At 73.3% G+C, this 12658-nt stretch carries 11 protein-coding genes and 1 riboswitch; of the genes, 7 read left to right on the plus strand and 4 right to left on the minus strand.

Annotation, left to right across the window (positions count from 1 at the left end):
* Window positions 1–276 precede the first annotated feature (276 nt).
* The 3 genes from AC29IT_RS11730 to AC29IT_RS11740 all read left to right on the plus strand — a co-directional run bounded on the left by AC29IT_RS11730 (window position 277) and on the right by AC29IT_RS11740 (window position 3734).
* A complete protein-coding gene (locus AC29IT_RS11730) occupies window positions 277–1032 on the plus strand; it encodes a GntR family transcriptional regulator (RefSeq protein ID WP_358442320.1) in 756 nt (251 codons plus the stop codon).
* Window positions 1033–1419: 387 nt separating this feature from the next.
* Window positions 1420–2439, plus strand: coding sequence for a hypothetical protein (locus AC29IT_RS11735; RefSeq protein WP_488218716.1), 1020 nt, complete (start codon window positions 1420–1422; stop codon window positions 2437–2439).
* A 173-nt stretch (window positions 2440–2612) separates the two neighbouring features.
* A complete protein-coding gene (locus AC29IT_RS11740) occupies window positions 2613–3734 on the plus strand; it encodes a S1 family peptidase (protein ID WP_358442324.1) in 1122 nt (373 codons plus the stop codon).
* Between the two features lie 92 nt (window positions 3735–3826).
* Here AC29IT_RS11740 and thiE read toward each other — a convergent pair whose 3' ends face one another.
* Window positions 3827–4501 (minus strand): thiamine phosphate synthase, encoded by a 675-nt coding sequence (gene thiE, locus AC29IT_RS11745; protein WP_488218717.1) that lies wholly within the window; start codon window positions 4499–4501, stop codon window positions 3827–3829.
* Window positions 4502–4564: 63 nt separating this feature from the next.
* Window positions 4565–4670, plus strand: a riboswitch (TPP riboswitch).
* On the opposite strand from thiE, the gene thiO reads away from it, so the two are divergent.
* From thiO to thiG, 3 genes are all read left to right on the plus strand, one after another.
* On the plus strand, window positions 4660–5775 hold the full coding sequence (gene thiO / locus AC29IT_RS11750) for a glycine oxidase ThiO (protein WP_488218718.1): 1116 nt from the start codon (window positions 4660–4662) through the stop codon (window positions 5773–5775). Its footprint overlaps the riboswitch before it by 11 nt.
* Window positions 5763–5963, plus strand: a complete 201-nt coding sequence (thiS, locus tag AC29IT_RS11755) for a sulfur carrier protein ThiS (protein WP_358442331.1) — start codon at window positions 5763–5765, stop codon at window positions 5961–5963. The genes thiO and thiS overlap by 13 nt, the downstream gene beginning before the upstream one ends.
* A 1-nt stretch (window position 5964) precedes the next feature.
* Entirely contained in the window at window positions 5965–6726 is a 762-nt protein-coding gene (gene thiG / locus AC29IT_RS11760; RefSeq protein ID WP_358442334.1) for a thiazole synthase, read from the plus strand.
* A 67-nt stretch (window positions 6727–6793) separates the two neighbouring features.
* Here thiG and AC29IT_RS11765 read toward each other — a convergent pair whose 3' ends face one another.
* The 3 genes from AC29IT_RS11765 to thiC form a co-directional block, all read right to left on the minus strand.
* Window positions 6794–8761: an FUSC family protein gene (locus tag AC29IT_RS11765; RefSeq protein ID WP_488218719.1), complete on the minus strand. Its 1968-nt coding sequence runs from the start codon at window positions 8759–8761 to the stop codon at window positions 6794–6796.
* 296 nt (window positions 8762–9057) lie between these two features.
* Window positions 9058–9921 (minus strand): bifunctional hydroxymethylpyrimidine kinase/phosphomethylpyrimidine kinase, encoded by an 864-nt coding sequence (gene thiD, locus AC29IT_RS11770; protein WP_488218720.1) that lies wholly within the window; start codon window positions 9919–9921, stop codon window positions 9058–9060.
* Between the two features lie 149 nt (window positions 9922–10070).
* Window positions 10071–11714, minus strand: coding sequence for a phosphomethylpyrimidine synthase ThiC (gene thiC / locus AC29IT_RS11775; protein WP_488218721.1), 1644 nt, complete (start codon window positions 11712–11714; stop codon window positions 10071–10073).
* Window positions 11715–11981: 267 nt separating this feature from the next.
* On the opposite strand from thiC, the gene AC29IT_RS11780 reads away from it, so the two are divergent.
* On the plus strand, window positions 11982–12554 hold the full coding sequence (locus AC29IT_RS11780) for a Uma2 family endonuclease (RefSeq protein ID WP_488218722.1): 573 nt from the start codon (window positions 11982–11984) through the stop codon (window positions 12552–12554).
* Window positions 12555–12658 lie beyond the last annotated feature (104 nt).

Genomic DNA, 12658 nt, shown 5'->3' on the forward strand with positions numbered 1-12658 from the left:
CGAACGTGCCGAGGTCCCGAGCGTGACCCGTGCGACACCCCTCCGGCCACCCGGCGTGCAGACCAAGATCATCAATGTGGGAAAACTGTGGAGAACGTGATGGTCGTGTCCTCGGTCAGGCATGCTGGACGGGCCAGGTGCGGCGCGCGGGTGGGCGAACCCACCCCCGCCGCGTGCGGTCACCCCTCGTGCGGGGAGGTGGCGGCCCGGGGCCGCGGCCGGACATCGGGTGCTGGAGCGGCGGCCATCGCGGCAGGTTCGGCGGTAGGAGGACGAATGCTGGAAACGTCGGTGTCCGGCGGGGCGGACACCCCGGTGCGCGCGCAGCGCGAACCCAAGTACTGGGGGCTCAAGCAGCACCTGCTCGACATGCTGCGCTCGCTACCCCCAGGCTCGCCGATCCCCACCGAGCGCGCGCTGGCCGCCGAGTTCGACGTCTCCCGCACCACCGTGCGCCAGGCGCTCGCCGAGCTCACGGTCGAAGGCAGGCTGCTGCGGGTGCAGGGCAAGGGCACCTTCGCCGCCAAGCCGAAGGTCGCGCAGCGGCTCCAGCTCTCCAGCTACACCGAGGACATGCGCGCCCAGGGCCGCCAGCCGGCGTCCCGGCTGCTGGAGGTCGTCGAGGAGCCCGCCGACCAGGAACTCGCCACCCTGCTCGGCACCCGGCCCGGCTCGACCGCGCTGCGGCTGCGGCGGCTGCGGCTCGCCGACGGGGAACCGATGGCCATCGAGACCACCCACCTGCCGCTGTCCCGGTTCCGCGGCCTCACCGGCAGGCTCGAATCGGGCGGCTCGCTGTACCGGGTGCTGCGCGAGCACTTCGGCGTGGAGCTCGGGCACGCCGACGAGACCATCGAGACCGCGCTGGCCAGCCCGGAGGAGGCCGAGACGCTCGGCGCCGACGTGGGCCTGCCGATGCTGCTGCTGTCCCGCCACTCCTTCGACTCCGCGGGCGAGCCCGTCGAATGGGTCCGCTCCATCTACCGCGGCGACCGGTACAAGTTCGTCGCCCGGCTCAACCCGCCGCAGTGATCGACCGACCCGGCGCCGAGCCGGGTCCCGCGCTGTCTCCCGCGCCGACGGTGCCGCCGGAGACCGCAGCGCCCCTTGTCGGGGCCACCGGTTCGCGCCTTCGCGGCGCCCGGTTTCCGCTGCCCGGCGCAATGCCGGTTCTGCCGTACCGCTCCGCTCCCACACCGCCTGGATCGAAATCAGCGGGTCTTCTCCTCGTTACCCGAAGTGGCAGTCATCACGAAAGTGCAACAATCGGGAGAATTGTGGCGAGATCATCCGTTGACAGGTTCGAGAGAGCGCGCACCAGATCAAGTAGGAGCCACAGTGGCGAAGGAGAATGCCGAACGGGGGGCGAACGGAACCGACGACGATGAGCCCGCGGAAAAGAAATCGAAGAAGATCGAATTGTCCGCCACGCAGGTCACCGGAGGCGCGCTCGCCTCGGTGACCGCGGCGTTCCTCGGGTCGTACCTCGGGGTCGCGGGAACCGTCTTCGGGGCAGGTCTGACCAGCGTCGTCATCACCGTCGGCGGTGCCCTGTACCAGCGTTCGCTGGAGACCACCAAGGAGAAGCTGGAGGTCACCAAGGACAAGGCGAACGTCGTCGTCGCCCGCGCCGGGATCAAGAAGCCCACCAGGGTCGAGCAGTACGTGGCCGCCACGCCGGTCAACGGCACCGCGGCTCCGGCGCTCCGCCCGCAGGCGCCCGCCGACGAGGCCACCCGCAAGATCCAGCTGCCCGGGATGCACTGGCCGGGCGGTGAGCAGGTCGACCGCGATCCCGACGCGACGCGCAGGCTCGACCCCGCCGAGGCGCGGACCCGGATGCTGAGCTGGGGGACCACCGCCGGTGACGCCACCGCCGCGGCCGAGCGCCCCACCACCGAGCACTCCACCGCCGAGCACTCCACCGCCGAGGACGCCGCCGCCGAGGCCACCGCCGGAGCGGGCACCGAGGTCGTCGCCCCGCCGCGCGGCCGCCGCCTCCGCTGGGGCGTCGTCGCCGCGACCAGCGCCCTCATCTTCGGTCTGGGCATGCTCCTGATCACCGGTTTCGAGGGCGTCGTCGGCAAGCCGCTCTCCGGCGGCGATGGCGGCACCACGATCAGCAAGGTCTTCACGCCCGCCGCGCACCGCGACACCGGGGACGCCGTGCCGCAGGAGTCGGAAACCGCGGAACCGAGCAGCTCGGCGGAGCAGGAGACCGGTTCCGAATCCCAGGAGGACACCTCCGGCGAACCCACCTCCGGCGCGTCCGAGACCACCGAGACCGGGCAGAGCGAGGCCACCGAACCCACCGGGGACACCGGCGCCTCCGAGGTCCCGGAACCGACCGGAGCGCGGCAGCCCGAATCCGGAACCACCGGAGAACGCGGTTCCGCGGGCGGTGAATCAGCGCAGCAGGAGCAGCCGGACGCTCCGTGACCGGAGAGCAGCGAATGGTGACGATTCCCGGTTATTCGGCAGAAATGCCGGATAACCGGGAATTTTTGCGCATCGATGCGTCGAAAGGTGGATGTGCCGGGTGGTGGTCCCCACCAATACTGGCTCCTCGTAGGGATCTTTGAGCCCCACCTCAAGGAGTAGGAGACCCACCTATGACGCGCAAGCTCGCGGCCAGAATGGCCGGGACGATCGTGCTGGCGGCCGGAACCGTCGCCGCCTTCACCATGCCCGCCTCGGCCACCGTCGCCCCGGCGCCGCAGGCGAAGGCCGCCACCCAGCTCGAAGCCATGCAGCGCGACTTCGGCCTCACCGCCGACCAGGCGCAGGCCCGGCTGCACAGCGAGGCCATCGCCAACACCGCGGACCGGACGCTGCGCGGCGTGCTCGCCGACTCGTTCGGCGGTTCGCGCTACGACGCCGGGCTCGGCAAGCTCGTCGTCGGCACCACCGACGCGAACCTGGCCGACGAGATCCGCGCCGCGGGCGCCGAGCCGAAGGTCGTCGAGCACAGCACCAAGCAGCTCGCCGGTGTCGTGGACGGCCTCAACACCCGCCAGGCGCCGCAGGGCGTCACCGGCTGGTACCTGGACTCGGCCGCCAACTCGGTCGTGGTCACCGCCGCCGAGGGCGCCGGTGCGGCCGCGAACGAGTTCGTGCACTCCACCGGGGTGGACGCGCAGGCCGTGCACGTCGTCGAGTCCGCGGAGGCACCGCGCATCCTCGCCGACGTGATCGGCGGCAACGCTTACACGATCGAGAACTCCGCGCGCTGCTCCGTGGGCTTCTCCGTGGAGGGCGGCTTCGTCAGCGCCGGGCACTGCGGCAGCCAGGGCGACAGCACCAGCACCCCGTCCGGCACCTTCGCGGGCTCCTCGTTCCCCGGGGACGACTACTCCTACGTGGAGACCGCGTCCGGTGAGACCCCGCGCGGCCTGGTGAACGACTACGCGGGCGGCACCGTCAGCGTCGCCGGTTCGACCGAGGCCGCCGAGGGCGCCTCGATCTGCCGCTCCGGCTCCACCAGCGGCTGGCACTGCGGCACCGTCCAGGCCAAGAACCAGACGGTGAACTACGCCGAGGGCACCGTCACCGGGCTGACCCGCACCGACGCGTGCGCCGAGCCCGGCGACTCCGGCGGCTCGTGGCTGGCCGGTGACCAGGCCCAGGGCGTGACCTCCGGCGGGTCCGGCGACTGCACCAGCGGTGGCACGACCTACTTCCAGCCGGTCAACGAGATCCTGGACGCCTACGGCCTGACCCTGATCACGGGTTGATCGGGAGCCCGGTCACCGGGTGATGGCAGCCGGACGGGCTGCGTCTCAGCCCCACGAGACGCAGCCCGTTCGTCGTGCCGGGACCCGCCGGGTCAGGCGGGCAGTCCGGCCTTGAGGGATTCGGCGGCGGCGCGCGGGTCGTCGGCCTCGGTGACGGCCCGGACCACCACGATCCGCTCCGCGCCCGCCGCGACGACCTCGGCGAGGTTGTCGTGGCCGACGCCGCCGATCGCGAACCAGGGCCTGCCGTGCCCGCGGTGCTCCGCGGCGTGCCGGACCAGCTGGATGCCCGCGGCCTCCCGGCCGGGTTTCGTCGGCGTGATCCACACCGGCCCGGTGCAGAAGTAGTCCACGCCCGGTTCGGTCGCGGCCGCGTCCGCCTGCACCACGTCGTGCGTGGAGCGGCCCACCACCACCTCGTCGCCGACGATGCGCCGGGCCGTCGCCACCGGCAGGTCGTCCTGGCCGAGGTGCAGCACGTCGGCCTCCGCGGCCAGCGCCACGTCCGCGCGGTCGTTCACCGCGAGCAGCGCGCCGTGCCGCACGCACGCGTCCGCGAGCACCTCCAGCGCCGCGAGCTCCTGGCGCGCCTCCAGCGGAGCACCGCCGGGAGCCTTGTCCCGCAGCTGGATGATGTCCACGCCGCCGGACAGCGCGGCGTCGGCGAACTCCGCCAGATCACCCCGCTCCGCCCGCGCGTCGGTGCAGAGGTACAGCCGTGCGTCGGCGAGCCGCGTGCGGATGCCGACACCGTCCAATCCGGGCATGACCCCAGGGTAGTCCGCGGCCGGGCGGCGGCTGACCTCGCGCGGGCGGATGAGTACGGTGGTGGTGGTTGGCACGGGAGCCCGGGATCCGGGCTGAGAGGGGGCGCAGGCCCCGACCGTCGAACCTGATCCGGGTCATGCCGGCGCAGGGAGCGCAGATGCAGCAGCAGTCGGCCGTCACCGTCGTCGGTGGCGGGATCATCGGTCTCTCCGTCGCGTGGACGGCCGCGCGCGCGGGACACCGCGTGGAGGTCGTCGACGCGGGGGCGCGGCGGGCGTCGTGGGTCGCGGGCGGGATGCTCGCACCGGTCGCCGAAGCCGCGCCGGGCGAAGAGGAACTGCTGGAGCTCGGGTCCGAGTCGTTGCGCCGCTGGCCGTCGTTCGCCGCCGACCTGGCCCGCGAGTCCGGGCTGCCGTCCGGGCTGCGCCGGGAGGGCACGCTGGTGGTCGGCGTGGACGGTGCGGACCGCGCCGAGCTGGACATGCTGGCCGAACACCTGGCCGCGCTGGGCCGCACCGTCACCCGGCTCGGCGGCCGGGAGGTGCGGCGGCTGGAACCGTCGCTGGGGCCCGCGGTGCGGCGCGGCCTGGAAGTGCCCGGAGACCTGGCGGTGGACAACCGGCTGGCGCTGGCCGCGCTGCGGGCCGCGGCGGAGGCGGCGGGCGCCCGGTTCCGCGACGGCGCGGTGCGGCGGGTGCGGCCGGGCGAGGTGGAGCTGGATGCGGAGGTGCTGCGCTGCGACGTCGTGGTGATCGCCGCGGGTGCCCGCTCCGGTGACCTGCACCCGGCGCTCCGCGGCCGGATCCGCCCGGTCAAGGGCGAGGTGCTGCGCCTGCGGGCGCGCCCCAGCGCGCTGCCCCCACCGGCGCGGACCGTGCGCGGCCCGGTGCACGGCAGGCAGGTCTACCTGGTGCCGCGCGACGACGGCGGGCTCGTCGTCGGCGCCACCCAGTACGACGCGGGCTTCGACGAGGCCGTCACCGCGGGCGGCGTCCGCGATCTGCTGGCCGACGCGGAACGGCTGCTGCCGGGCATCGCCGAGTACGAGCTGCTCGAAGCCGTCGCCGGGCTGCGGCCCGGCACGCACGACAACCTGCCGGTGATCGGCGAACTGGAACCGGGGGTGCTGGCCGCGACCGGGCACCACCGCAACGGTTTCCTGCTCGCGCCGATCACCGCGGACGCGGTGCTGGCGGAGCTGTCGGGCCGCGAACCACCGGTCGCCGGACCGGTACCCGCAGGCGACGGAGGAGGTCGACCGTGCAAGTGGTGATCAACGGGGCGGAACGGCCCGTGCAGGCGGACGCGACGCTGGCGGCGGTGCTCGCCGAGTTCGGCGTGCCCGAGCGCGGGGTCGCGGTCGCCGTGGACGGGACCGTGGTGCCCAGGGCGAACTGGCGGGCGACGGAGCTCCGCGACGGGGCGGCCGTCGAAGTGCTCACCGCCGTGCAGGGAGGCTGACGTGGACGACGCACTGGTGATCGCGGGCCGCGAGTTCGGCTCCCGCCTGATCACGGGGACCGGGGGAGCGGCGAACCTGTCGGTGCTGGAGCGGGCGCTGCTGGCGTCCGGCACCGAGCTGACCACGGTGGCGATGCGCCGCGCCGACGCCGGAGGCCGCACGGGTGTGCTGGACCTGCTGCACCGGCTCGGCATCGAGGCGCTGCCGAACACCGCGGGCTGCCGCACGGCGGCGGAGGCGGTGCTCACCGCGCAGCTCGCCAGGGAGGCGCTGGAGACGAACTGGGTGAAGCTGGAGGTGGTGGCGGACGAGGACACGCTGCTGCCGGATCCGGTGGAGCTGCTGGACGCGGCCGAGCAGCTCGTCGACGAGGGCTTCGTGGTGCTCGCGTACACCAACGACGACCCGGTGCTGGCGACCCGGCTGGAGGACGTGGGCTGCGCGGCGGTGATGCCGCTGGGTTCGCCGATCGGCACCGGGCTGGGCATCCGGAATCCGCACAACATCGAGATGATCGTGTCCCGCGCGTCGGTGCCGGTCGTGCTCGACGCGGGCATCGGCACCGCGTCGGACGCGGCGCTGGCGATGGAGCTGGGCTGCGACGCGGTGCTGCTGGCCAGCGCCGTCACCCGGGCCCAGGACCCGGAGCGGATGGCCGCCGCGATGCGCGCCGCGGTCGAAGCGGGCCGCCTCGCGGTCGGCGCGGGCCGCATCCCGCAGCGCTTCTGGGCGCGGGCCTCCAGCCCGGACCTCGCGCGGTGAACCGAACCGCCGCGACGTGACACGGCCCGCCCGACCTGCCTGGTCGAACGGGCCGCGCACCTGATGATCAGCGGATGCGGAGCCGTTCGGTCCGCACGAAGTTGATCGTGTAGCTCTTCCACGGCTCGTTGCCGAGGGTCTGGTCGATCGCCGCGCGGGCGTGCAGCGCGTTCTCCACCAGCGAGCTGGCCAGCAGTTCCGTCTCGGGTGCCCCGGCGGACTGGATGTCCGGGATCTTCGGGTTGCTCCGCCCGCTGAGCAGCTGGTCCACCGCCTTGAGCGCGGGCACCGCCACCGCCAGCTCGTCCTCGGGCCGGAACGCCAGCGTCGCCACGTCCTGGCGCAGCGCGTCGAGCGCGATCGCTGCGGCCCGCGTGGTCTGCGGGTCCTCGTCCGAGTCCGGTTCGTCCAGCAGCGCGGGCATGCCCAGCAGGTCCTGGGTCCGCCGCAGCGCCAGCACGTGCGCGGACTGCATGGCGGCGCGGACCTGGTGGCCCTGCCCGGCGGCCCGCACGCTGCGCAGCAGCTCGGACACCGACCACACGGTGGACCGGATCGCCCCGCGCACGTCGGGCACCATGCTGCTGGGCAGCACGATGAAGCTGATGTAGCCGACGCCGAGCGCGATGGCCGCGCCGACGGCCGTGTTGGAGGCGAAGCTGATCGCGATGTTCGCGAGCGGCCGGTCCAGCCGCATCGCCTGGTCGACCACGGTCACCACGATCAGCGAGCTCAGCAGCACCTGGTAGTCGGTGCGCAGCCGTTCCACGCCGAGCAGCATGCCGACGACGACCACCGGCACCAGCAGGTACACCCCGGGCAGCAGCGTGATCAGCGCGGCCAGCACCACCACGCCGAGCACCGCGCCGCCGGTGCGCTCCAGCGCGCCGTTCATGCTGTCCCGCGCGGCGGGGGCGAGCACCACGTACAGCGCCAGCAGCAGCGTGGACGCGGACGGGTCGTCCAGCAGCAGCACGATCACCATGCCGACGGCGACGGCGAGCGTGCAGCGCAGCGCGTGCCGGAACAGCGAGGACCGCAGCGACAGGTGCGCCCTGATGCCGCCGATGGCGCGCTGGCGGCGGCCGCCGGGCGCGGGCGGGCTGGCGGCGACCTCGGTGCGCTGCACGACGGCGCCGCGGATGCGGTCGAGTCCTTCGTTCATGCCGCGCACCGCTTCCGGCAGGTCCTGCCTGCCGCCCGCGGCGACGACGGCCTGCGCCGGGTCGACGCGGGCCATCGCGGGCAGCCCGGTGCAGGCGCGGGAGCGCACCGCGCGGGCGAGTTCGGCGGCGACCAGGTCCGCTTCGACGACGATGCGGTGCAGCCGTTCCGCTTCGATCCGGTCGGCCCGCTGGGCTTGGGCGAGCAGCGTCTCGCGGGCGGCGCGGAACCGGGCCGCCCCGGCGAGGACCTGCCCGAGCCAGGTGCTCGACCCGTCGGCGCGCCAGGCGCTCGCGGCGATCTCCAGCACGCCCGGCCCCGGTTCGAGCAGGGTGCGGGCCACGGCGTGCCGGGTGGCGCGGGTCGGGTCGCCGATGCCGATGAGCACCCGCAGCACCAGCGCGAACGCGGCGCCCGCCCCGGTGGACAGGAACAGCATCCAGGCGGGTTCCCCGGAGCCGATGCCGGTGGTGGTGGCCACGAGGGTGGCGGCGGCGAAGGTCTGGCCGCTGACCCGGTACTGCTCGCCGATCGCGGGCAGCATCCCGGAGCCGAACACGACCACCGCCACGAGCAGCCCGGCGAGCACCGGGATCGCGTCGAGCAGCGGCCCGATGGCCATCACCAGCACCAGCGCGGGCCCGAACCAGGCGAACCGGTGCAGGTCGGAGCGCAGCGACCGGCCGCCGGCGGCGACCAGCGCGAACACGGCGGTGAGCCCGCCGATGAGCGCGGGGGTGCGCAGATCCAGCAACCAGCCGACGGCGGTGGCAGCCACCGCGGTGACCAGCACCGCCATCGCGTACTGGCGTCGTCTGAGGTCGGGGGCACCGGCCTCGGTGTTGAGCCCGGCGAGGAGCCGGTCCTTCATGGTCGTCCACCCGGGTGCTGCCACGGCGGTCGCTTCGCTCCTGACGTTCTCGGTGCCTGTGCGGGACGGGCGCAGCGCGCGCGGCGCCGTCGCTCGGGAGCGCGGCGGGGGCTGCAGGCCTCACGCACTATGTCGACGGGACCCGCCCGGTGAGTTACCCGCGCGGGCCAAAATCACCCGATTCGGTATCTCAAGCTCGTTCGCGGCGGGTCCGCTGGGCCATTCGCGCGGTTGCCGCGCAGCGCTCGTGCCCGGCGACGGTACCGAGCGTGGTCCGATCACCGGAACGGCCCCGGTCAGATCGAGCGCGGGCTCACCCGCCAGAACGTCGAGACCGGCCCGACCCCGGCGCCGAGCGGGTAGGCGTGCTCGACGCTGCGCGTCACGAACCGCTTGCCCGCGGCGACCGCGTCCGGCATCGCCGCGCCCTTCGCCAGCGCCGCGGTGATCGCCGAGGCGAACACGTCGCCCGCGCCGTGCGTGTGCACCGTCGAGTAGCGCGGCCCGGGCAGCGGGATCGCGTCGGTCCCGTCGAACAGCAGGTCCACGCACTCCGGATCGTCCAGCAGGTGCCCGCTCTTGATCAGCACCCAGTCCGGGCCGAAGTCGTGCACGGCCTTCGCCGCGTCCAGCAGGTCGTCCCGGCTGCGCGCGTCGATGCCGGTGAGCAGCCGCACCTCGTCCAGGTTCGGCGTCACCAGCGTCGCCCGCGGGAAGGCCTCGTCGCGCAGCGCGTCCAGCGCGTCCGGGCGCAGCAGCGGTTCCCCGCTGCGGGACGCGGCGACCGGGTCCACGACGAACGGGGTGCGGCGGCCGCGGCCGATGCCGTGCTCGTCGCAGGCGGCGAGCACGGCATCGATGGTGGCGGCCGAGGACAGCACCCCGGTCTTCGCCGCGTCCACCCCGATGTCGGTGGCGACGGCGCCGATCTGCGCGGCGACCGTCTCCGGCGGGATCTCCACGAGACCGGTGACGCCGACGGTGTTCTGCACGGTCACCGCGGTCACGGCCGTCATGCCGTGCACCCCGCAGGAGAAGAACGCCCGCAGGTCGGCGTGCATCCCCGCGCTGCCGCCGGAGTCCGACCCGGCGATGGTCAGCGCCGTCGGCGGAGCCGTGTCGTGCGCGGGTCGTTGCAGGTGGGCGGGCGTCTCGTGCATCCGGCCCATGCTACGACCCCTTCCCGGCGTCGATCCGGCCCGTGCGGAACCTGCCGATGCGAAACACCGGAGCACCGCCCACCGCGTCCGGAAGCGGGTGAACGGACCGTTCGTCCAGCCGGATGGGACGAACGGTCCGTTCACTCCGATCAGCTCACGATGGGGAGGTAGACCTCGCCGCCGGAGCCGGTGAACTCCTCGGACTTCTCCCGCATGCCCTCCTCGATCGCCTCGACGCTGGTGAGGCCGTGCTTCTCGGCGTAGTCCCGCACGTCCTGGGTGATCTTCATGGAGCAGAACTTCGGCCCGCACATCGAGCAGAAGTGCGCGGTCTTCGCTGGTTCCGCGGGCAGCGTCTGGTCGTGGTACGCCTTCGCGGTGTCCGGGTCGAGCGCCAGGTTGAACTGGTCGGTCCAGCGGAACTCGAAGCGCGCCTTGGACAGCGCGTCGTCCCACTCCTGCGCCCGCGGGTGCCCCTTGGCGAGGTCACCGGCGTGCGCGGCGATCTTGTAAGTGATCACGCCGGTCTTCACGTCGTCCCGATCCGGCAGCCCCAGGTGCTCCTTGGGCGTGACGTAGCAGAGCATCGCGGTCCCGGCCTGCGCGATCATCGCCGCGCCGATGCCGGAGGTGATGTGGTCGTAGGCGGGCGCGATGTCGGTGGTGAGCGGGCCGAGCGTGTAGAACGGCGCCTCGTCGCACAGCTCCTCCTCGAGCCGCACGTTCTCCGCGATCTTGTGCATCGGCACGTGCCCGGGGCCTTCGATCATCACCTGCACGTCGTGCGCCCGGGCGATCCCGGTGAGCTCGCCGAGGGTTTCGAGCTCGGCGAACTGGGCGCGGTCGTTGGCGTCGGCGATGGAGCCGGGCCGCAGCCCGTCGCCGAGGGAGAAGGTGACGTCGTACTCGCGGAGGATCTCGCACAGCTCGGAGAAGTGCTCGTACAGGAAGCTCTCCCGGTGGTGCGCCAGGCACCAGGCGGCCATGATCGAACCGCCGCGGGAGACGATGCCGGTGACGCGCTGCGCGGTCAGCGGCACGTACCGCAGCAGCACTCCGGCGTGCACCGTCATGTAGTCCACGCCCTGCTCGCACTGCTCGACCACGGTGTCCCGGTAGATCTCCCAGGTGAGCTTCGCCGGGTCGCCGTTCACCTTCTCCAGCGCCTGGTAGATCGGCACCGTGCCGACCGGCACCGGCGAGTTGCGCAGGATGCGCTCGCGCGTCTCGTGGATCCGCTTGCCGGTGGACAGGTCCATGATCGTGTCGGCGCCCCAGCGGGTGGCCCACACCATCTTCTCCACCTCTTCGGGGACCGAGGAGGTCACCGCCGAGTTCCCGATGTTCGCGTTCACCTTCACCAGGAACTTCTTCCCGATGATCATCGGTTCGCTCTCGGGGTGGCGGTGGTTGGCGGGCAGCACCGCGCGGCCGCGGGCGATCTCGTCGCGGACGAACTCGGCGGGCAGGTCCTCGCGGGCGGCGACGAACTCCATCTCCCGGGTGATCGCCCCGGCCTTGGCGGCGGCGAGCTGGGTGGGGTGCTCGCGGTGCCAGCCGTCGCGGGTGCGGGGCAGGCCCGCGTGCACGTCGACGGTGGCGGCGTCGTCGGTGTAGGGCCCGGAGGTGTCGTAGACGTCGAGGTGCTCGCCGTTGCTGAGCTCGATGCGGCGGGCGGGCACCCGCAGGTCGCCGACCTCGCGGTGCACCTTGCGGGAACCGCTGATCGGTCCGGTGGTCACACCCGGGGAATCGGAGTCCACAGAGGACGGTTCAGGACGCACGTCGGCCACGGCCGTTCACTCCCTACGCCGGCATTATCCGGTCAGGTTCAGGCGGTCGGCGGCCCCGGATCGGATGATCCAGCCGCCCTCTCAGCCCGCTTCCGGTGCGAGCTCCCGCGATCAGTTGTCGGCGCCGAGGCTAGCCCCGCGATGCCGTCCTGCCAAGTCCTCGCTCGCCGGGAGCGGCGGCGGCCACGCGCGCGACCAGGGTGGATGACGGCCCGATTCAGCCGAAGATACCATCGGTGATCAAGTGATCACAGGAGGTGATCGGCCGTGAAGGTCCGTCCGAACGTGGAATCCCGCTGCTGCCACGAGCTCCGCGCGCTCCGGAGCCGCACCGCCCTCCCGCCGGACTGGCGGTCGGAGGCGATCGACGGGCGGATGGTGCTCTCCCCGCCGCCGGCGCCGGGGCACGAGCTGATCGCCGACTCGGTGGTGCGGTGCCTGTACGCGGTGCTGCCGTCGCGGCTGGTCGTCCTGCGCGACCCGGTCGTGCTGGTCCAGGACGGGCCGTGCGTGCTCGTGCCGGACCTCGCCGTCGTTCCGCGCGACCGAGCCGGCGGCGACCCGGCGGAAACGGGTGCGCACGCGCTGCTCGCGGCGGAGATCGCGGTGCGCGGCGGCACCGGCTCGGACCGGGGTGCCAAGCTCCGCGCGTACGCCGCGGCGGACGTCCCGTTCCACCTGCGCATCGACCGCTACGCGCCGAACGGGCCCACCACCACCCTGTTCTCCGAGCCGGACGGCGAGGCCTACCGCGAATCGCACGCGGTCCCGTTCGGCAAGCCGCTCGACCTGCCGTCCCCGTTCGACGTCACCTTGGAAACCGAGCCCTTCCCCCGCTGAACGGACCCGCCCGTCCGCGGAACCCGCCCAGTGAAGCGCGTCTTTCGCCTGTCAGCGGCGAAGCCGCTGAGCCGCCGACCACGCACGTCACCGGCACCGCCGCG

The sequence above is a fragment of the Saccharopolyspora sp. MMCC62 genome, from assembly GCF_057736575.1.